General features: G+C 41.8%; 18 protein-coding genes. 1 reads left to right on the top strand and 17 read right to left on the bottom strand.

Features of this window, described 5'->3' with window-relative positions; translation table 11 throughout:
- The first annotated feature begins 204 nt into the window (after positions 1-204).
- On the top strand, positions 205-2,877 hold the full coding sequence (locus BCU84_RS01445; protein ID WP_102526321.1) for a TonB-dependent receptor: 2,673 nt from the start codon (positions 205-207) through the stop codon (positions 2,875-2,877).
- 117 nt (positions 2,878-2,994) lie between these two features.
- Here the strand turns inward: BCU84_RS01445 and yfcC are convergent, their stop codons facing one another.
- From yfcC to BCU84_RS01360, 17 genes are all read right to left on the bottom strand, one after another.
- Entirely contained in the window at positions 2,995-4,530 is a 1,536-nt protein-coding gene (yfcC, locus tag BCU84_RS01440; RefSeq protein WP_102526320.1) for a putative basic amino acid antiporter YfcC, read from the bottom strand.
- Between the two features lie 175 nt (positions 4,531-4,705).
- Entirely contained in the window at positions 4,706-5,185 is a 480-nt protein-coding gene (locus BCU84_RS01435) for an AAA family ATPase (protein ID WP_102526319.1), read from the bottom strand.
- Positions 5,186-5,324: 139 nt separating this feature from the next.
- Positions 5,325-6,509, bottom strand: a complete 1,185-nt coding sequence (locus tag BCU84_RS01430) for a BamA/TamA family outer membrane protein (protein WP_102526318.1) — start codon at positions 6,507-6,509, stop codon at positions 5,325-5,327.
- Positions 6,506-7,825 (bottom strand): DUF4056 domain-containing protein, encoded by a 1,320-nt coding sequence (locus tag BCU84_RS01425; RefSeq protein WP_241906329.1) that lies wholly within the window; start codon positions 7,823-7,825, stop codon positions 6,506-6,508. Before BCU84_RS01425 ends, BCU84_RS01430 begins: the two co-directional genes overlap by 4 nt.
- A complete protein-coding gene (locus BCU84_RS01420; protein ID WP_241906328.1) occupies positions 7,822-8,739 on the bottom strand; it encodes an alpha/beta hydrolase in 918 nt (305 codons plus the stop codon). Before BCU84_RS01420 ends, BCU84_RS01425 begins: the two co-directional genes overlap by 4 nt.
- Positions 8,740-8,741: 2 nt before the next feature.
- Positions 8,742-9,605, bottom strand: a complete 864-nt coding sequence (locus BCU84_RS01415; RefSeq protein WP_102526317.1) for a virulence protein — start codon at positions 9,603-9,605, stop codon at positions 8,742-8,744.
- A 520-nt stretch (positions 9,606-10,125) separates the two neighbouring features.
- Positions 10,126-10,524: a hypothetical protein gene (locus BCU84_RS01410; RefSeq protein ID WP_102526316.1), complete on the bottom strand. Its 399-nt coding sequence runs from the start codon at positions 10,522-10,524 to the stop codon at positions 10,126-10,128.
- Positions 10,524-11,300, bottom strand: coding sequence for a class I SAM-dependent methyltransferase (locus BCU84_RS01405; RefSeq protein WP_102526315.1), 777 nt, complete (start codon positions 11,298-11,300; stop codon positions 10,524-10,526). The genes BCU84_RS01410 and BCU84_RS01405 overlap by 1 nt, the downstream gene beginning before the upstream one ends.
- Before the next feature lie 261 nt (positions 11,301-11,561).
- Entirely contained in the window at positions 11,562-13,556 is a 1,995-nt protein-coding gene (locus BCU84_RS01400) for a methyl-accepting chemotaxis protein (protein WP_102526314.1), read from the bottom strand.
- Positions 13,557-13,746: 190 nt separating this feature from the next.
- Complete coding sequence (locus tag BCU84_RS01395) at positions 13,747-15,342, bottom strand: ABC-F family ATPase (RefSeq protein ID WP_102526313.1); 1,596 nt, start codon at positions 15,340-15,342, stop codon at positions 13,747-13,749.
- 330 nt (positions 15,343-15,672) lie between these two features.
- A complete protein-coding gene (locus BCU84_RS01390) occupies positions 15,673-15,885 on the bottom strand; it encodes a hypothetical protein (RefSeq protein ID WP_229368873.1) in 213 nt (70 codons plus the stop codon).
- A 228-nt stretch (positions 15,886-16,113) separates the two neighbouring features.
- The gene (locus BCU84_RS01385; protein WP_102526311.1) at positions 16,114-16,872 is read right to left on the bottom strand and encodes an SDR family oxidoreductase; all 759 of its coding nucleotides are present in this window, start codon (positions 16,870-16,872) and stop codon (positions 16,114-16,116) included.
- 66 nt (positions 16,873-16,938) lie between these two features.
- Positions 16,939-17,844 (bottom strand): 3-hydroxyisobutyrate dehydrogenase, encoded by a 906-nt coding sequence (gene mmsB, locus BCU84_RS01380; protein WP_102526310.1) that lies wholly within the window; start codon positions 17,842-17,844, stop codon positions 16,939-16,941.
- 12 nt (positions 17,845-17,856) lie between these two features.
- Positions 17,857-18,972 carry an enoyl-CoA hydratase/isomerase family protein gene (locus BCU84_RS01375; RefSeq protein WP_102526373.1) on the bottom strand — a complete coding sequence of 372 codons (1,116 nt, stop codon included), beginning with the start codon at positions 18,970-18,972 and terminating at the stop codon, positions 17,857-17,859.
- Positions 18,972-19,745 carry an enoyl-CoA hydratase gene (locus tag BCU84_RS01370; protein WP_102526309.1) on the bottom strand — a complete coding sequence of 258 codons (774 nt, stop codon included), beginning with the start codon at positions 19,743-19,745 and terminating at the stop codon, positions 18,972-18,974. Before BCU84_RS01370 ends, BCU84_RS01375 begins: the two co-directional genes overlap by 1 nt.
- Before the next feature lie 21 nt (positions 19,746-19,766).
- Positions 19,767-20,924 carry an acyl-CoA dehydrogenase family protein gene (locus BCU84_RS01365; protein WP_102526308.1) on the bottom strand — a complete coding sequence of 386 codons (1,158 nt, stop codon included), beginning with the start codon at positions 20,922-20,924 and terminating at the stop codon, positions 19,767-19,769.
- Positions 20,925-21,188: 264 nt separating this feature from the next.
- Positions 21,189-22,682: a CoA-acylating methylmalonate-semialdehyde dehydrogenase gene (locus tag BCU84_RS01360; RefSeq protein WP_102526307.1), complete on the bottom strand. Its 1,494-nt coding sequence runs from the start codon at positions 22,680-22,682 to the stop codon at positions 21,189-21,191.
- Positions 22,683-22,713: the final 31 nt, after the last annotated feature.

Here is a 22,713-nt window from a genome sequence, read left to right as displayed (position 1 = left end):
ACCACGTTAATCAAATGATCACAAAAAACAACCTAGCGCGCAACAATTACAACATCTAACACATGTAATCAGTCCGTTGTTTATGTTGAATAAGTATGGTTTTATCCGTTTTCCGCAAACTCCCGTTAACGCAATTCACAAGTTAGCAATGAGATCTACTAAATAAAAACGCGGTTTAAATAAAAGTTATAAGGAAGAGATGAGATGCAGCTTAATACAAGATTGGCCAACGCAATTCGCATTGCATTGGTAGGCGGTGCTTTTACCGCTGCCATTAGTTCGCCAGTAGTTCTTGCAGCTGAAGAAGGCGCTGATGTAGAACGAATTCAAATTACCGGTTCACGTATTAAAAGAACCGACCTAGAAACAGCAACGCCTGTCACGGTGTTGAGTGCTGATGATATGGCAAAGCAAGGCTTTACCACTATTCAAGATGCCCTTCAAAATCTCACCTCAACTACGGGTGCGATGACCACACAAGAAGTACATGGTTTTACCCCTGCTGCTTCATCAATCAGTTTACGTAATGCTGGTGCAAGTCGTACTCTGACGCTTATTGATGGTAAGCGTTTGAACCAGTACCCAAAACCAGCTGGCGGTACTGATAACTTCGTCGATACAGCAAACCTACCAATGGAAGCTGTAGAACGCATTGAAGTATTACAATCTGGCGGCTCAGCGATTTACGGTGCTGACGCAGTGGGTGGTGTGATTAACATCATCCTTAAAAAAGATTTTGATGGCGTTGCACTTAAATATCGTCATGGTGATACCACTGAAGGCGGCGGTATGAATGACCGCATCGCATTATCACTGGGCTCTTCAAACGATAAGGGCAATGTCTCAACCTTTATCGAATTCAGTAATAACGAAGCGTTAAAAGCAACAGATCGTGAGAATTTTGGTCTCCATACCGATAAAGTGCCGCACAGTGATTACTCAGCGTATAGCTCATACGGCGCTAGAATTGCAGGTACTGGTACTGGCGCACGCCAATTAACTCCAGAGCAGTGTGATGCTCGTGGATTTCTATGGACTGGAAGTACATGTGGATTTGATCGTTCAGAATGGCGCGATCTAGAACCTGAAAGCTACCGCTTTATCAGTACCACCAATTTTAATTACGAAATCGCAGACGATATTACCTTTTTAGGTCGTCTTGATTTCGCTAATGCCAAATCAACAACAAACTTTGAACCGATGGCCATTAATGACTACGATATCAAGGTTGCCGGTGATGACTTAACGGTCAGTTACGGCGATAGCATGAGCAAGACATTCAACAAGTCAACAGGACTTGGCGGTGACTTTGCCAACGCTACTGATGGTGATTATTACTATGCTCGTCGTTTACACGAGTTCAGTAACCGAAGCGGTGAAACCAACACCAGTAACTACTTCTTCTCTGCTGGCCTTCAAGGCGTATTAGTTGATGAGTATGACTGGGATATGTCAGTAAATTACGGCCGTACTAACGTCGATGTTTACCGCAGTGGTTTTGCTACTGTAGGCGGTATGTTCGATTACATCACAGCTGGTGAGAATGGTAATTCATTACTTGAAAACATGTCAGATGCTGACGTAGAAGCCGCATCTTACTCTCCATTTGAACGCGCTCAATCTACTCAAAAGAACATCCAAGCTAACATCACTGGTATGGCGTTTGAAATGCCTGAAGGCGATGCCATGTTTGCATTTGGTGCTGAGTATACTGAACAGGATTATGAAACAGAGTCTGATACCGAAACCCAAAATGGATCAGTATTAACAACTGGTGGTTCATCTGGTGCTGGCGAACGTGACTTCTGGGCAACTTATGCTGAAATCAGTGTTCCGGTACTTGACGAGTTAACTGTTGCTGCAGCGCTACGTTACGATCATTACAGCGACTTTGGCGGTAACTTATCACCACAAGTAACGGTAGAATACCGTCCAGTTGATGAGTTATTGATTCGTGGTGCTTGGAGCAGTGTATTCCGTGCACCAGACATGCACCGCGTGTATGGTGATGCCACAAATGGTTTCACTCAAGTCATCGATTACAAGCAATGTCAGGCTATGGGCGGCCAACCTGGTATTAAAACCGGTAATGAAACCCTTGATGAAATCTGTAATGAATTACACATTGATACGACCACAGGTGCCAACAAAGAACTTGAAGCTGAAACTGGTTATACCGCTAACATTGGTGCGGTTTGGGGCGGCGATAGCTTAGAAGCCTCTGTTGATTTATGGGAATGGAAACTTGATGACATGGTAAGCGATATTAGCGCTTCTACTGCCGCACAAGAATACGATACCTATGAAGATATGATTACCCGTGACGCTAGTGGCACTATTACCCACATCAATACAGTGGCACAAAACTTAGCATACCAAAAAGTTCGTGGTATTGATTTAACAGCTGGTTATAGCTGGGATTTCAATGACATGGGTGAACTAAGAGTAAACTTCAACGGTACTTATATCCTACTATCTGAAGGTCAGTTAAACCCGACCTCAGATGTGGATGATGACATTGAAGATGGTGGTTTACCTCAGTACCGCGCTAATATGATCTTTAGCTATTTTATCAATGATTTTGAAACCACATTAGGTGCTTATCATACTGCTCGTATGCATGGTTCATCTTACAGTTCATTCATTGATGAAGACGGCTTTAATGAAGAAGATTTAGAAGTCGCCTCACAAACTAAGTGGAACCTAACAGGTGCGTACAACTTCTCTGACAACATGAAGTTAACTGCAGGTATTGTAAACCTATTTGATGCTGGTCCTAACTTTGACCCAACCAATACATCATGGCCTCACTACCCTCGTGGTGTTTATAACGCTCGTGGACAAGAGTGGTTTATTGAAGGTGAAGTGAAGTTCTAATCAAACATTAGCTTCTGATTAGACAATTAAAAAAGCGGCATCTTTCGATGCCGCTTTTTATTAGAATAAATGTAATATCACAACTTGTCGCATAACTTTTGCCATTAACAAACTCGTTTAGCTAAACCCTAAGTAGTGCGCTAACACCACGATAATGCTCGAAATAACAAATAAACCCAGCATAAAGCGCCAGATAAACTTAAACCAATTTCCCCAATCAACACGGCACACACCTAATGTCGCCATTAATGAAGCTGATGTCGGTACTAATACGTTGGTAAAACCATCACCAAGTTGAAACGCTAATACCGCCACTTGGCGAGTCACACCGACAATGTCAGCCAAAGGTGCCATGAGTGGCATGGTTAACGCCGCTTGTCCTGAACCTGAAGTCACAAAAAAGTTGAACACTGATTGGAATAACAACATAAACCAAGCTGATAATGCCGTCGGCAATTGGCCAATCACATTACCGGCGCTGTGTAAGATGGTATTTAATACGCTCGGCTCTGTCGCCCCCGCACCACCAAGTAACAATAAAATACCTGAAGCACACCCTACTAAAACCGCTGGTTCTAACATGGTGCCTGCACCTTGCTTAAAGCTAACCGCGACTTTGTTCATGTCCATTTCATTAAGCTTAAATACCACCCCAATGATGCCAACAATGATCCCCATGGTAAAAAACTGACTGGCAATTTCAGGGATAAACCAAGCATGAGCAATCACGCCCCAAATAACCCAAGCAATAGTAGCTACAATGGTAAGCAGTACTAAAATATCGCCGAGATTAAAACGACTATCTTTGACATTACCTTGCTGGTTATCGCGAAAGAATTGATCCGTTTGATAACTAAAGGATGCACTTGGATTACGTTGAATTTTACTCGCATAGCGCATGGTAAAACCAATACCTATTAAGGTAAAACCAAGCCACATAATAGAACGTACACCCGCACCTGAAAGCACTGGAACACCTGCAATACCTTGGGCAATAGCAACACTAAACGGGTTCATCCAAGAACTGGCAAAACCGATTTGGGTCGCGACATAAGTGACCATCACTGTACAAATAGAGTCATAACCTAATCGAATCATTAACGGACAAATGATAATGGCAAAGGCTATGGCTTCCTCCCCCATCCCAAATACCGCACCACCCAACGAGAACAAACTGAATATGACAGGAATAAACAGCTTTTCATTGCCTTGAGTTTTATCTATTAAGCGTAATATGCCGTTATCAATCGTGCCCGTGGCCATGACGACGCCAAAAGAGCCGCCAATGACCAACATAAACATGATAACGCCAATTGCGCTGCCCCACTTAGAGCCAGAAACCATGCCCTCAAAAGCAAAATTGAAAAAGCCGATTTCGCCATTTCCTTTAAATAATGAAATGGGATCAAGCTTAGGCTCACCCGCTTCATTCAAGGCATATTGAAAAGAGGCTGGGTCGATTACACTGCGCGTTTTCTCAACTCCATCGATAACATAATGCGCATCTTGGGTTGAAAATGAGCCTATGGGAACAACAAACGTTAATAATGCGGCAGCAAGAGCAACAAAGAAAATGATCACTAAGGTATCGGGCATTTGCCGCACGGTGGCACTCGATTGTGCAGAAGAAGGGCTTGGGTGTGGAGAATTCATTAACAGTCCATTTATAAGTTATTGTTTTATGGATTGATGCCTAACGCCTTATACGTATTGGCAGCCAATGGCATACTACAATAGCTAATGGAAAATTCCCATCACCCTAACTGTCTTATCTATCTTAATTAAGGTAGCAAGTAAGGTTAACTGACTGCAGTTGATGGTAAAGATATTATCGATTCGAAGTGAGCATAGTTTTACTGCCTAAAAATTGCTCAAATAGTCTTTCATGCGCAACTTTAGAGAAGGTATCGCTACGGCTGTCATACTGCGCAATCCAACCGATTAGCATAGCTAAATTTTCATCTTGAGCTTGTTTACTGTCATATTTATGAGGTTCCCAAGGACGGTTTTTAGCATTTTCAATACACGCTGAAGTGGGTAAATTGAGAAAGATAACCTCATCGGTTTGTGGAAAGACTAATTCAAGCAAGTCGCTGTAACAGCCTTCAATAACCCATGATTGATTAAGGTTTAAAAACTTATCAATTAAAGTTTTTGAAACCGCTATTGGCATTCTTTGAGGAGGATTAACTGGCAACCAAGCAATAGTATCTAAATCTAGGTGTGCCAGCTTTTTGTTAGCTGCAACTTGTTTTGCTAGTGTCGATTTACCCGAGCCTGAATTACCAAAAATGACCACTTTACTCACAATAACTCCTCATAAAAGCACCTCACAAGAGCACCTCACAAGAGCACCTCATAAAATCACTTAATTAAGCAACCTATCTCAACAGGTATTTTAGAGTAACATATTCAATTTGGCTGATTAACTTAATGCCAAGTGGAAATTAAAAGGCTTCATTTACGTTAAAGTAAAAACCAGTATCACCATCACCAAAGGCTAAATCTAATCTTAGGTTTACGCGAGGTTTAACTTCGAACCTATAGCCTATACCTGTATTGGGTAGTACACTCGCCGAAGTCAGCTCACTGAATTTTTCCGAAATAACCCCTGCACCTACCCAGTAAACCATCCCATGACGGCCAGATAAGTTCTGTCGATATTCCACTTGTGCTAACAACATTTGCTTGTCGCGGTAACGACCTGAAGTATACCCTCTAAGTAAATCTCCGCCACCCGCTTTTGACAGCTGATCCCAAGGCACATCACCATGAGTAAAACGGCCACGAATTTGCCACGCTAAAACATCATCATCTGCAACTTGATAATAGGTACTGTAGAGTGCATTAACAATTTCAAAGTCGGTCTTACTGCCTAATTCTTTGCGATATATCCCCGTATCAATTTGGGCAATTCTCCCTTGTTCAGGATTAAGTACATTATCTCGACTATCGTAGTTGATTAAAAAATTCACCCCGACACTGCGTGATGTCTCTAGCAAAGGGTTGATCTCGACATCTGAATCTAGCTTATCGATACTGCTGGCTTTAGCGTAATTAAAATCAAAGCCTGCACCAATAAAAACGTTGGATGATAATCGGTTCAAGAACATTGGGTTTACACGGACAGTTCGACCATTAAAATCAACTCGGTTATCATCTTGGTGGTTTTCATCATAGCCAACGCCATAGAACACATCAGGAATATCAAACATCTCTGCAGTTAGATAAAAACGCTGTTGATCTTCATTTAGGAAGGTTTTATTTTCAAGTGAAACACCTAACGCGCCATTAATGGAAGCTAAACCGTTAATCACTAATGACGATAATTGACTGACTTCATCAGTAGGATCCACTTGATATAAACCTACGGCTGAAATGCCTACACCTAAGTCCATTTCGGGATTATAAAAAGGCCCAGGAAGAAAACTAAAATCAATCAATTTATCAGCGTCAAACTCACCATCTGCACCAAGCTTTTGTAAAAAGCTTTCCATCCAGCTCAACTCTTCATCAGAAGCTAGCGTCTCAGTTGTTTGCTCAACACTCGCTTTTTCTGAAGCAAATGACGCTGCACAAGCCAATAGCCCTATCGAGAAAAAGCCGATTCTCATGCCGTGGAATAAGCTCATTTCAACTCACCTTGTGATGTTTGTTCTATCGCTAACGGTAAGTGAGAATGTTGAGATAAATGCTCACTCAATAATGTCTCATCCAATTTTTCGTTATATCGAGTTAACGCTAAAAATGATTGCTGAGTAAAACCATCACGCCATAAAGACTCAGGTACATGTTCAAAATGCGATTCAAATTTTGCATCTACATGTAACCATTGCTTAGCGACATTATCGATAGTAATTCCGTGGACGTGATTGGCTAAACTTAAGTCGTGAGCGACGTTAGGTGTTTCATAAACACTTACAACATCGGGCCAAGTATCACTGTTTTTCGCCATATCCATCGGCACTAAATAAGGTGATTGATGTTCGCCCAGATCGTAATGGCGTTTAAGTAACATAAATTTGTTAGGCATAGGTTCATTTGAGTCCCACCAATAGCCATCAATCACATCAAAAAGTGCATCCGTTTCTGCTGCAGTGACAGGCTCTAACCAATCTAATGTTGCGGCAATCCATGACGTCATATGATAATTATATTGCTGTCGAGTCATGGCCAAATTATTGGTCAGTACTGCAAGCGCAATTTTTGCACCTAGCATATTGGAGTAAAGATCTTCTGGTGAGTATGCCGAAACATCTTCGGTCCACGGTCCAAAGCTGCGATAACCGTGGTACTGAGCAATTTCATGAGCTTCAGCCATCGAATAGGCAAGGCGCACAGCCATTGCCGCTGCCAGCTCCCAACGTTGAGTTGCGGTTAAAAGTTTTACTTCAAAACGATCAATTTCAATCGTTCGAGGACCAATTTCAAATGGCAATGCAATGGATTGCTTTTCACCAAGGTTTGGGTGGATTTGGTAAAACAGCGCCACCGCGTTGTCTGCAGTGTCTCTTACATGAGCTAAATCAATAAAGCCGCCCTTTCTGGTATAAATAATACCGTTGTTCTCGCCACTGCGGCCTTCATCAGGTGCCGATTTTTGATGACTAAAACTGCCTGCTTCATAAGCATGAGCACCTAAATCTTCTAACGAGATAGTATTGGCATGACGATAAAAAGGGATGGTCATAGCACCAAGCTTTACCTTCTGACCATTACCAAATGCACAACATGGTCGAACACTTGTCGGTAAAGTCATAGCCGCTTGTTGAGGTAATGCAATATCACGTAAAAGTGCAGGATCGGGTTGATTATCTAACGCCGCAGATACAGCGGAGTCAGATGGGGTTGCACTCACCTGCCATTCGCTACTTGAGCATGCTGACACTAGCGAAACCATTAAACCTACACTCAATAAGATGACGCGTTTTTGAGAATGAAACATCATTGAATAAAGTCTCTTATCATTTGGCTAATTGACTCTGGAAAATCATTACTTAGGCCATGGGATGCATCAGGGATAATTATGATTGGAGCATTTAAAAATTCAGAAAATTCAATGCCTTTTTCAAGTGGAAACACACTGTCATTTTCGCCCCAAATTAATAATGAAGGCGGAAGCTTAACTTTAAATTCTGCAGGGTTAAGTTGATCTCGATATGCAGGTAAAGTGGTAATCAATGATTTTTTCTGTATATGAAAATCTGCAAAGTAGCTTTGATAGATTTGCTCATCGATAAAACTTGGGTACCAAGGGTGATCAACAAACGTATGCTCAAGTAAATGTCTTACACCTTCTTTATTCTCAGGCACAAACACAGCTTCTGGCACACTTTGTCCAAAACGTTGACTCATGGCATCCATGTCTTCATCGCCAAACACAATACCTGGGCTTGCCAACATAATAGCTTTATTGACGGTAGGTTCTTTGATCATTAGGTCAAACGTAATAAACCCGCCAAACGAAATACCCACCACATTGACATTTTCAAGCGCGAGCTCTTCAATCAAGTGTTGAATAGCTTGGGTTTCGCTACTGATAGTTGCTGGAGCGTTACTGAAAGATGCACCAAACCAAAGTAAATCAGGCACGATAACGTGATAATCAGACGCAAGCTGTTGCATAATCTCATACCAGCTAGTTAAGCCCGTACCGCCAAAACCATGAAGCAAGATAACAGTGGGAGCACTCGTATCTCCACCTTGCCAGTAGTGCAATTCGCCTTGACTCTCTAGCGACAACTGTTGCCGTTCAAAACCCGCTTTCATTAATTGGTTTTGCTGATAATTATCCACCATAGAAACTGCTGAGCAGCCACCTAGGAAGAAAATAAATACACTAACAATCATTAGTCGCATCATGGTTAGAACCTATAGCCAATGCCAGCCATAAAGCTTGTGCGTGTGCCAAAACCACCTTCAAGTAACAAATCAAACCCCTTACCTAAGTTGATTTGACCACCAATCAAGCTATTCCACTTATCTTCGAGGTGTTGGGTAACTTCAAATTTACCATTACCTAAAGGAATGCCGATATCTTTAAGGTAACCACTAAAAGTTTGCTCAACATTTTGATACATAGCACCGACCCAGAACTGGCTTTCATGGCCATAAACAGTGGTGCGGTAACCTACACGCGGTGAAACAACAATTGAACTGATCTCACCATCAAGAATATCAAGATCAGTATTAGTGTAATTAACATCTAATAAAGCAAACCAATTGCCTATGCCACCCACGATTGTGCCGCCCGCACCGTATGTAGTACCTTTAAAATTCAGCTCAAAATCAAATGGGTCAGAAACCACTGGCGGCAAAGGCCATGGCATTTCTACTTCAACTTGAACATTGGCGACACTACTGCCTTTTGTTTGGCCAATCACGCCATAAAGGTTTAGAAATGGAAGTACCCACATATCAGCTCTTAAAGTAATGGTTTCTGAATCTTGCATCGCTTCACTACCATTAATACTCACTCTGTCATCAATAATATCGCCAAGACCTGAAAAGGTGACACCATCAACCACTAACGGTTGCTCCATCGACATATAGTTAACAGTAAAACCATATGGCTTAGGTAATTCATGGCCTAAATCCATCGCTTCTTGTGCCCAAATAGGAAATGCGCGTTGATATTTTTGCGATACTTCTATGGCTTCATCAGCCACTACAAACTGACTGTATAGAGTGAAAATAGATAACAGAATAACGGAGGAATTTCTTAGCATTCGAACAGGTAATCCTTATACAACTCAACAATAAGCTTTAAGTTGCTCTCAATATTAATTGCTCCGCATGTCATCAACTCTGAGGCAGTTCCTGTAACAAGGTTGTAGATAATTTAAACAGCGGAAATCTGGGAGGAAGGATAATAGAGATAGAATATTAATTTAAACTTAAAAGAATTGAATATGAATTATTTCTAATGAGGCACATATGTTATCTGGTTAACCCGATAACAGTCGTGGTTAAAGACTTAACACTCAACACGAGCGCTCACCTACGTGTAACAGCTGTATCCAAGGTGATACATAAAGCTGATAAAGCTACGAGCAGTTGAATAAACCACTGCACTGTAATAATAAAGTTTTTTTCTCTAGCACTTAAACTTTACCAGATTTGATTAGCCAAACATTTTCAGTCAAAGTTGTAATCAAGGTGCCAAGGTGCAGTGTATTGGCTTAGCTTTATGATTTAATGACAAGCCAAAAACACCACGCTATTATGATTAAAAGGATAAAGCGAAGATTAAAATTGACAGCTAATTTCACCAATATCATTCAAAACAAGCACTACCCGCTTATTAATTTCAAAATTAGTGATATAACCACAAGTTCCTTCGAGTAAATCGCCACTATCAAGCAGCAAATGGTACTCATATTGTCCATCTAGCTGAGCTAAATCATAATAAATGGTATTGTCTTGTGATGTATGAATCTCGCCAAAATCAAGTCGACTCAAAGGCAAATTTATAATCGCTGACTCAATAACAAACTCTGAACGATTTTCAAGCGTGACACTTGGGCTCGCATAAAAATAACTTAAATACATCAACACTATGACTGCTGAGATACCTGCAGCGACTTTGATAAAAATGCTGCACCAACGATTGGTCACATCCAGTTTTTGTTGTGATTCAAATAGCATTAACACTTAGTTCCTTTGATGGAAAAAACCAACGGAATGGGTTGCCCCTTCACAATGGATTGAAATTGTTTAGGCTGTTTTTCTATTAGGTTTTCAAAGCAATTGTATGGGCTGAATGGAAATTCGTTAACCGCATCAATTCGAATCCCCGCTTGAATTAACGCATTAATCACTTCGCTTAATGAATGCGCCCACGTCACCATAGTCTGCTCATGGTCTGAATTATTACCCGCTTGTGTATAACTCCCCTCAACGACCACATCAGGCTCAGCTTGATGAAAATATGGGTAACCATCTAGGACGTCCTGTACTGGATGAAACTCAGCCATATAAAATGTACCGCCTTGGTTCAAGCTGTCACTAATGACCTGCGCCCATTTAGTTAAACAAGGTAACCAACAAATTGCGCCAAAAGACGTGAACACAATGTCGAAACTTTTCGAGCGCTTATTTGCAAATTCATAGACATCAGCACAAACGAACTCAGCCTCGATATTACACTGAGTCACAAGTTCACGTGCCTTATCAATCGCTTCATCAGATAAATCAACACCAGTGACACTCGCGCCCAGCCTTGCCCATGACAAAGTATCTAAACCAAAGTGGCATTGAAGGTGCAGCAAAGACTTACCCGCTACATCGGTGAGTTCCGCAGTTTCAATTTCTGTTAATGAAGAATTACCTGCAAGAAAGCTCGGCACATCATAAAAAGATGAATCAAAATGTACTTTTGCTCGTTCATTCCAAGCTTGTTTATTGATGTTGAGGTAATCCATTACTCGTCCTTTATTTATCGGCAATCGTTTATCGACAATAGTTTATCGACAATAGTTTATCGACAATTGTGTATCGACAATAGTTAATCGGTTTCTAATTTAGGCGTCATGTTAGCAAAGTATAATTAAGATTCACATTTTGTCGCATAAGTTTACTTTTTCTTGTCCATAAAAAAACCGACGTAAATCACGTCGGCTTTAAAATACTGATTAAAAATACTGATTATAAATCAATTATTTCTATTTCATTTTTCTCATTGGTTAACGACTGCTCAATGTAAACTTCTGCACTTGCTCAGACATTGCTGCGGCATCTTCTAGTAAGCTGTCATTTAGTAGGCTCAGCGATTCTGCAATTCTTTGAGTTTGGCTATATATTTCACTGATCCTCATCGCATTTTGATTCACTTCTTCAGCGACTGCAGCTTGCTCATGAGTTGCAGAAGCAATTTGCTGATTCATGTTGTCAATAATATCGACATCGGCAACAATCTGTTGTAACTCTTTACCAGCATGCTCTACTTCATTGACACTTTCTTCAGCACTGACCATGCCTCGTTGCATGGTTTTAACCGCCAACTGCGCACCTGACTTTAATTTCTCGGTCATGCGCTTAATATCATCTGTTGAAGACTGAGTGCGTTGGGCAAGCGTTCTGACTTCATCAGCGACCACAGCAAAGCCTCTACCTTGCTCGCCTGCCCTTGCTGCCTCAATGGCTGCATTTAATGCCAGCAAATTGGTTTGCTCTGAAATGGCACTGATCACATCCAAAATGGTGACAATAGAATGTACGTCTTGATCTAACGTTTCTATGGCATTTGACGCCTCATTAATTTCTGATGCAAGGTGCTTGATCGAAACAGTGGTTTTTGACACTTCTGTATTACCAATATGCGCTTCTTTATTGGCTGAAGTTGAAGCGTCAGAAGCTTGTACTGCATTGGCTGCAATTTGCGTCACTGTCGCGCTCATTTCTGTCATTGCTGATGCAACTTGCTCAGCTTCGAGGTAACCGGTTTCAACATCTTTTTGCATAGTGTGAGCATGACCATTTACTTCTTCTACGACCTTAACCACCTGCGTTGCACTTTGACGAACCTGCAAGATAATGGTTTCAAAGTCATTCATCATGGCGTTAAATGCATCAGAAAGTTGCCCAAATTCATCTGCTGACTGATGTTCAATCCGGGTGCTTAAATCAAAGTTATTTCCCGCATGAGTGACCTTACTGAATAAATGACTCAGACTGCGATTAAGGTATTTCGATACAGATAAGCTTAACCAACCTAATAATACAATTGATATGGTTAAGGTTAGCAAAGATAACCACATATGTTGGTTAGCTGAATTTAAACGTGTTTTGGTCAATAGAATTAAATCATTCACAAGAAAGTGCTCGAAATCTGTGAGTACGTTAATTCTCGCAGTCGAAGTTTTAAACCACTCTTCTGGGTTTTGCTTACTGATGTCACTAGCAACTTGCGCTAAAGCTATTTGACGCATCTGCTCTACTTCACTCACTTCCCGTGAGCGAGCCACTTGTGAAAATCGAGATAACCAATCTGCTGTCGCTAAGGCATTAAAGCGCTCGGCATAGGTATTTTGCTCTGACATTAACGTAACAAAGCGCGCATACACGCCATCTTTAAAGCCTTCTTGTCCAAAGGTGGTACTTAACACTGCTCGCTCAATGCCAGCACGCTCTTTTAACTGTAAAAATGCACCAAAGGATGCAAGCTTTAAAGATAATTCGCTATCAGGGCTTTGCATGGCTGCTTCATCAACCACAGACAATAAAGCCGTATTCAACCCCGTGTAATACTTCACTTCTTCAGCCACAGAAATGGTTAAGTTATCGACAGAACGTCTAATGGATTGTAATTGCTGTAACTGATTGTGAATTTGCTGCAAGGTTGAGCTGATTTGTACTGGGAAAGCATTGATATCAGGAATATTGTTAAACTGGCTGATTTGTCTATCGGCTGCAACTCTCTGATTAGGTAGCAAACTTGCAAACGATTTACCTTGTGAACCAATAAAGCCTGCACTCATACCACGCTCAATTTGTAATTCATGCACCAAGGCACTATTGATTACGGCCAGCTCGCTTAATGAAAGTACTGTGGTCAATTCCGATTTGGTTTCATATTTATTATGAACAAACATGCCACCATATATGAGGCAAATAACCAAGGGTGGAATAATCAGTAAAAGAAGTTTATGTAGCGTTTTAAGATCGGTAATCCATTTCATTATATCTTTACCCTTAGAGTAAGTGCTCCATGCAATTTTGCGATAAATTGCATGCTTTGATGCAAATAAGGCGACTTAATTCTAGATCAAAAAAAGTTGCTGAGTATCGTTCGCGCAAAAAAAAACCTGTATCAGCTAAAAAACTAGCCTTACAGGTTTCTTATCGGCGATTAAAGTAAAAGCTTTAAGCTTATCCTTCAACACCTTTGCTTGCTAAGAACTCATCATAAGTTCCTTTGAAATCGTTAATGCCGTTTGGTGTCACTTCTAAAATACGTGTAGCAAGTGATGATACAAACGCACGGTCGTGAGAAACGAATAACAAAGTACCTTCATACATTTCTAAGGCATTGTTCAATGATTCAATTGATTCCATATCCATGTGGTTTGTTGGTTCATCAAGAAGTAGGATATTTGGCTTTTGCATAATCAGCTTACCAAAATACATGCGACCTTTTTCACCACCAGAAAGGACTTTGACAGATTTTTTAATATCGTCAGAACCGAATAGCATACGCCCTAAAATACCACGAACAGATTGATCATCATCTTCTGGTTTGCGCCACTGGCTCATCCAATCAAATAACGTCATGTCGTTAGCAAAATCTGCTTCATGATCCTGAGCATAGTAACCAATGTTTGAATTTTCAGACCATTGGATAGTACCAGCATCTTGAGGCAAGTCATGTACTAAGGTACGTAATAGTGTCGTTTTACCCACACCGTTTTCACCTAAGATAGCAATACGCTCGCCTACTTCAGCCATCATATCGAAGTTACTGAATAATGGTTTTTCATCAAAGCCTTTAGCGAGTTGCTCAACCACTAATGCGTTACGGAACAATTTCTTTTCTTGTTCAAAACGAATGAATGGGTTAACACGGCTAGATGCTTTGATTTCTTCAATTTTAATCTTATCGATTTGCTTAGCACGTGACGTTGCTTGCTTTGCTTTAGACGCGTTAGCAGAGAAACGAGCCACGAAGCCTTGAAGTTCAGCAATTTGTGCTTTCTTCTTAGCATTGTCAGACTGCAGACGCTCACGAGACTGCTGCGCAGCCATCATGTATTCATCGTAGTTACCTGGGTAAACACGTAATTCAGCGTAATCGATATCAGCCATGTGAGTACAAACAGAGTTTAGGAAATATCTATCGTGCGAGATAATAACCATGGTGCTGTTACGCTGGTTCAACATTTCTTGTAACCAACGAATAGTGTCGATGTCCAAGTTGTTGGTTGGTTCATCAAGTAACAAAACATCTGGATCGGAGAACAATGCTTGTGCAAGTAGTACACGTAACTTGAAACCTGGTGCGATTTCGCTCATCAGACCGAAGTGTTGGTCTACGCCAATCCCGACGCCCATCAGTAAGTCACCTGCACGAGATTCGGCAGTGTAGCCGTCCATTTCAGCAAATTCCATTTCAAGCTCAGAAACTTTGATACCGTCTTCTTCACTCATTTCTGGTAAAGAATAAATACGGTCACGTTCCTGCTTCACTTCCCATAGCTCTTTGTGACCCATGATCACTGTGTCTACAACAGAATAGGCTTCATAAGCGAACTGATCTTGATTCAGCTTACCCATGCGCTCACCTGGATCAATCGACACATTACCGCTTGTCGGTTCAAGGTCGCCAGTTAAAATTTTCATGAAAGTGGATTTACCACAGCCATTGGCTCCGATAAGACCGTAGCGATTACCGCCACCGAATTTAACTGAGATATTTTCAAACAGTGGCTTTGAACCAAACTGCATGGTGATGTTAGCTGTAGTAATCAAAATGAGATTCCAAAATTCAAGTTATGACAAAAACAAAAAACCAGCGCTGACTTTATTAGCTGCTTTGTTAAACAAGTCAGTATTCATTGACGAGTATAGCGGCTGTACGTAAATAGCACTGGTTTTAAACCACCCTTAAAACAATAAGCATGGTCACAATAATTAGGCGGCGTACTATAGCATTTCAGCTTATTTTTTCAACTTAACTTATCAGAAGTAGAGGATAATTCGAGGGAGATTTGATGAATTTAATGTGTCTGTTAACACCAAAGACAAAATAGCCAACACACTCGGCCATTTTTACAACAATGAACGGTAAGTACGGGGGGGTTACTTTTTAGCTGTGAACTTTTTGAAGGAAAACTTTTTCGTGAACCACGCAAGCGTGTCGATTTGCTGTTGTTGGTTCAAGCCAAAATAAACACAAATCCAAGGTGACAGCAAAAAGTACCAAGGCATAGTCATCCCCAGTTGGTCATTGAATTGCAGATAGAAAAAACCAAAATAGATCACTGCGATGCCTGCAATTCCTACAGTCATCATCGTCATCCTCATTGCCTTTTCTAGCCTATCCATCTGTTATTCCTGTTTATCATGTCTTTTTATTAGTTTTATTGTGACGACTTTTACGAAAATATGCATCTTGGTTAATGCTGCCAAGATGGTAGCAATAAATCCACCAATAAAAAAGCCAACCTTTAACAGGTTGGCTTTCATTTAATAACAAAGAACTGACACTAGCATCAATCCACCATTATCATCGCCAGCAGATTACATGCTTAAGCCGCCATCAATTTCAAATACACGGCCATTTACGTAATCGTTTTCAACGATAAATTTAACTGTCGCAGCCACTTCTTGCGCTTCACCCAAACGGCCTACTGGCACCATTTTTTCTAGACGCTCTAGCGCTTCTGGTTTCATGCCTGCTGTCATTTCAGTAGCAATCACACCTGGCGCTACTGCTGCACTGCGAATATTGTAACGTGCAAGCTCTTTTGCCCAACCCACACTCATTGCTGCGACGCCTGCTTTAGATGCAGAATAATTAGACTGCCCCATGTTACCGGCTTTAGCGATACTAGAGATATTGATAATCACACCCGCTTGTTGTGAGTGGATCATCGCTGCAGCGGCTTCACGACCACAAAGGAATGTGCCGGTTAAGTTAACATTAATCACTGACTGGAATTGGTCATAAGACATGCGGTCAGTGACCTTGCCTTCTTTCGCTTTAACCATTAAACCGTCACGTAAAATACCAGCGTTGTTAATTAGCACGTTAACTTGACCAAAATCTTCCAAAATGTAGTTAAAGCCAGCAACCACATCTTCTTCGTCAGTAATATCCAGTGCATAGCCTTGTACTTCCGTTGAAGCGCCAAGATCTGCACAAGCACGTTCTAATTTTTCTTGGTCTACATCGATAAGCGCCAAACGAGCACCTTGGGCCGCAAAGTCTTGCGCCATCGCTAAACCTAACCCACCAGCACCGCCAGTAATGACCACAACCTTATCTTTAATTTCCATTAACTGGATCCTTAATACGCTAAATTAACCTGAGGTTTCTTAATCAAACCTCAGTATTCAAATTCTCTATTTTTTATCAGCAGGTGTAAATTGCTCAAATATGCTTGAGAAATCACGGCGACCATTGCCTTGACGAGCATGGTTTACATACATGCTGCGTGCTAACGAACCCATAGGTGTACTTGAATTCGATGCCACTGATGTTTGCTGTGATAATCCTAAATCTTTCACCATCAAGTCAACCATAAAGCCGCCTTGATAATCATTTGAAGAAGGCACATTTTCCATCACATCAGGACAGGGATTATATTTCTCTAAGGTCCAATTGCCGCCACTGCTGACTTTCATGATATCAGATAACACTTTAGGGTCTAAACCATTATCAATACCTAATTGTAATGACTCACTGGTGCCGACCATTAATACTGATAACAGCATATTATTACAAATTTTAGCGATTTGACCTGCACCAGTGGCGCCAGCATGAAAAATATTGGCACCCATGACAGTTAACACGGTTTGGGCTTTTTGGTAAGCCTTATCACTGCCACCACAAATAAAGGTCAATGTACCTGCAGCTGCGCCAGCTGTGCCACCTGATACAGGAGCATCCATAAACTCGATGCCTTTAGCGTGTGCATGCTTACCAACCACTTGTGCAGATTCAGCATCAATGGTGGAGCAATCAATTAACACAGCTTCTTTTGATACAACATCCAATAGGCCTTTTGTATCGTCGTCACCCAAATATAAATGACGTACATGTTTACCTGCTGGCAGCATGGTAATGACAAAATCAGCTGAGGCGGCTGCGCCACAAGCGGTTTTAGCACTCAACGCACCTTGAGCTGTTAACGCTTCAACCGCCGCAGGTACTAGATCAAAAACGGTGACTGTCATTCCCGCTTTAATCAAGTTAGCCGCCATAGGCCCGCCCATATTACCTAAACCAATAAATGCTACTGTGGCCATAATAAATTCCTTTTAGATGTCTTTTAAAGGGTGCTTATCAGCATCCCAAGGTGATGTCAGTAATTGAGTAACGGCTTGTGCAGTGACGTCACTTGCATGACTAAAATGCCATTGAGGCTGACGGTCTTTATCAATTAATAGTGCACGAACACCTTCACAAAAATCACCATGAGAACAACAATTAACGCTTACACCTAATTCCCATTTAAAAGATTCTGCCAGTGTTTTAGTCGTACCAAGATTGGCTTGAGCAAATATCAGGAACCAACTTAATGGGCTGCCAGCCAGAGCTGTTTTTTGCGCGCGTTTAAGCCAATCAAGCTCTGTTTCTAAACTGGTGATTTGATGATGAACTTCTTCAATTTCACCTGCCATCAATTGATCAATTTGCGGCTGAAAATCAGACAATGGACTTTGACCTATTTCAGCGTTCGAGCTGGTTTGCATTTTATTAAGCAATAAACTCAATTGCTGATGATTTAATGCGGCGTCGTCACTCCAGCTCACTTCAGCAATGGCATCAAATAATGGTTCTTTGTCATCACTTGCCATGAAATGATTACCGACATTGACAAACAATGCATCGGCCGCATTCATGTTATATGCAGTTAGCCCTAAAAATAAGCCGATTTTACCAGGCATTCGATTCAGGAAATAACTGCCACCCACATCAGGATATAACCCAATGGTGATTTCAGGCATCGCAATGCGGCTTCGCTCAGTTAATACCCGGTGACTGCCTCCAGCCATTAAACCTAAACCTCCGCCCATCACGATACCGTCGCCCCAGACTAAGACAGGTTTTTCGTATTGATGCAGCAAATAATCTAATTGATATTCTTGACTGAAAAAGTCGCACGCTTCTGCGGTCATGGTATTAGGGTTAGCAATTGAAGCATGATAAATTGCCCGAACATCGCCACCGGCGCAAAATGCTTTATCACCAGCGCCATCAAGCACCACAAAGGCAATATCATTATCGTCTTTCCAAGCCTGTAATTGCTTGGTCATGGCTTGCACCATATCAAGGTTTAATGCATTTAAGGCTTTTTCAATATTGAGCGTAACCACACCAATTGATTTACCGGATAACGTCCCTAAGGTTTGAAATATTACATCTTGAGTCATTAGCAATTCTTCCATTTAGCTGCACGTTTATCTAAAAAGGCATTAACCCCTTCAGCTTGATCTTCAGTATCAAATAAGCCGACAAATAATTCACGCTCTAAAAGTAACGCTTGCGTGCGTGGTTGGCTACGGCCTGCTTGAATTAAGGTTTTGCACACACTCACACTGCTTGGAGATTGACGAGCCACTTTCTCAGCTAGCGCCATTGCAGTGACTAATCCTTGACCTTGTTCGACAACTTCTTCGACTAAGCCTATTTGCAGCGCTTTATCAGCTTTGATTCTTTCGCCACACAAAATCATCCGTTTTGCCCAACCTTCGCCAACCAATGCTGTTAAGTTTTGAGTACCACCCGCACAAGGGAGTAGGCCAACAGTGGCTTCAGGTAAAGCCATTTGAGCATGGGATTCTGCAATGCGTAAGTCACATGCTAAAGCCACTTCTAGCCCGCCCCCCATGGCATAACCATTAATCGCTGCTATCGACACACCACGAAAAGCACTTAGGGCCTCAAACGCTTCACCAAAGTGTTGTGCCATTAATGCTGCATTTTGTTTGTCACCGTCAGCAAAAATATTTAAATCCGCGCCCGCTGAAAAAAACTTCTCGCCCGCTCCGGTAATCACTAAAGCGTAAATGTCTTTATTGTCATTTAGGCGCAGTACTATGCTTTTGAATAATGAAAGGCTTTCTGCCGTCCATGTATGAGCAGGTGGGTTATTGAGGGTTAACACTGCAGTGTTACCCTCAATGGTTTCAATGATAGCTGTCATAATTTTCCCTTTATGAAGTCGTTACAGAATCGCGTGAGCATTTTCATCTAATAAGCGACGCGCAATAATTAAACGCATGATTTCATTGGTGCCTTCAAGAATTTGATGCACTCTTACATCTCTGAAATGACGCTCAAGTGGGTATTCACGAATATAACCATAGCCACCATGAATTTGCAGCGCGCTATCACACACTTGAAAGCCAATATCTGTGGCAAATCGTTTCGCCATTGCGCAATATGCGGTAGCTTCAGGGTCGTTCTGGTCAAGTTTAAATGCCGCTAAACGCACCATTTGACGGGCAGCGACTAACTCAGTTGCCATATCGGCTAACTTGAACTGTAATCCTTGAAAAGCAGCAATAGGTTTACCAAATTGCTTACGTTCATTCATGTATTCGGTTGCACGCTCTAAGGCTGCTTGAGCAGTACCTACTGAACAAGTCGCGATATTGATTCGGCCGCCATCCAGTCCTTTCATTGCAAAAGTAAAGCCTTGGCCTTCTTCACCAAGTAAATTTGCTTGCGGTATACGGACATTTTCAAAACTAATTAAACGGGTCGGCTGCGCGTTCCAGCCCATCTTGTCTTCAGCTTTGCCGTAAGTCACCCCAGCAGCATCGGCAGGAATCGCAATAGCTGAAATACCTTTAGCCCCTGCTTCGCCTGTGCGGCACATTACGACTAGTAACTCAGTTTCACCCGCACCTGAAATAAACATTTTTGAACCATTAATGATGTAATCATCACCATCTTTAACGGCTTTGGTTTGTAATGATGCCGCATCACTGCCCGCTCCTGGCTCGGTTAAACAGTAAGATGCCAATAATTGACCAGTAGTTAACCCCTCAGACCATTGCTGGCGTAAGGTTTCGGTGCCCCATGTTGTGACCATCCATGTGGCCATATTATGAATCGTTAACATCGCAGTTGTAGCCGTACAACCATGAGATAACTCTTCAAAAATGATTGATGCATCAAGGCGAGATAAGCCCATGCCACCTTCAGATTCTGGTGAGTACAATGAGCAGAAACCAAGCTCGCCTGCTTTTTTTAATACGTCTTTTGGAAAATGATGTTCTTCATCCCATTGAGCGGCAAAAGGCGCTAGCTCTTCTGCTGCAAATTGACGAGCAAGATCGGCGAATTGGCGTTGGTCTTCGTTGAAATTAAAATCCATGGTCTGAATCCTTTTTTACTATGACTCTTAGGTCATTTGGTGCGCTTAACATCCCGCGAAATTATTAGGTGGAGCTATACTGCTCGATGTGCGGTGATGCTATACGTGAATGGTTGTTGTCGCAGCGTCTTGCTGACTTGTTATTTACGTTGTAAAAGGCCTTCTCCCAAAAGAAGGCCTTGGTGAAACGATTTACGCTAAGCATGTCAACTCATGACTTAAGCATGATTTAGACATGATTTAGACATGATTACTTAAGCATGACTATTTAAGATCGATACTCATATTCGGGCCACTGACCACTTCGTCTGCAAACCAGCGTGAAGTAATGGTTTTTGTTTCAGTGTAAAAACGCACAGCTTGCTTACCGTAAGCATGCTGATCGCCATAGAAACTACCTTTCCAGCCAGTGAAAGAGAAAAATGGCAGTGGTACAGGAATAGGTACGTTAATCCCTACTTGTCCTACTTCGGTATGATGTTGATACTTACGCGCCGCGCCGCCAGATGCAGTAAAGATTGACGTGCCATTGCCGTATGGGCTGTTATTAACCAGTTCAATTGCTTCATCTAAATCGTCAGCTTCCATACAACACAGTACTGGGCCAAAAATCTCTTCTTTGTAAATAGCCATATCAGTAGTGACATTACTGAACATTGTTGGTCCAATCCAATTACCCGACTCGTAACCTTCAACAGTAAAATCGCTGCCATCAAGTAAGCACTCAGCGCCTTCTTCTTTACCTTGAGCAATCAACTTAAGGACTCGATCTTTAGCTGCAGGGCTTATTACCGGGCCATAAGCTGCATTTTTATCATCCCATAAACCTGGACGTATTTTGGCTAATGCTTCTTTAAGCTCTGGGATCCATTCTTTTGCAGCGCCTACAAATACCGCCACAGAAATAGCCATACAACGTTGACCTGCAGCGCCAACCGATGCACCAACCATGTTGTTGATCACTTGCTGTTTATTGGCATCAGGCATAATCACGCAGTGGTTTTTCGCACCTGCAAAGGCTTGAACGCGTTTTAGGTTATCTGTACCTGTTTTGTAAATGTATTGCCCTACACCGACAGAACCCACGAATGAAATAGCTTTGATGGCAGAATCATTTAATAAAATATCTACCGCAGCTTTGTCACCGTGAACAAGCTGCAACACACCTTTTGGCGCGCCAGCTTCAACAAACAACTCAACTAAGCGTTGCGGAGTCATTGGATCTTGTTCTGACGGCTTGAGAATGAAGGTATTACCGCAAGCAATGGCGAGTGGGAACATCCACAATGGGATCATTGCAGGGAAGTTAAATGGTGTAATCCCCGCACAGACACCTAGTGGTTGAGTGTAGCTGTAGGTATCGATATTACGGGCAACATTTTCAACGGTTTCGCCCATCATCATAGAGGCGATATTACATGCATGCTCCGCCACTTCAATTCCACGCCAAACATCACCTTTGGCATCTTCAAAGGTTTTACCTGTTTCTTGCGCTAGAATCGTAGCCAGCTCATCATGGTGTTCTTTTAAAAGGTGCTGATAGCGAAGCATCACGCGCGCACGTTCAGAAACAGGCACTTCTTTCCATGTTGTAAATGCTTCTTTGGCACTATGAATTGCTTGATTCACTTCGTCAGCAGTGGCTGCATTGATGTTAGCAATGACCTGGTTATCTGCTGGATTAGTAACTGATATAACCTGTGAACCTACGCCTTCGGTAAATTCGCCATTAATATAATGTTTAACTTGAACCGTCATGTTGCTTCCTAAATCCCTGTTGAGCCCCAAA

Source organism: Shewanella sp. 10N.286.51.B7, assembly GCF_002873615.1.
In the GTDB taxonomy this organism is placed as follows: Bacteria; Pseudomonadota; Gammaproteobacteria; order Enterobacterales; family Shewanellaceae; genus Shewanella; species Shewanella electrodiphila.
This window is presented reverse-complemented; position numbering and strand designations above follow the sequence as displayed.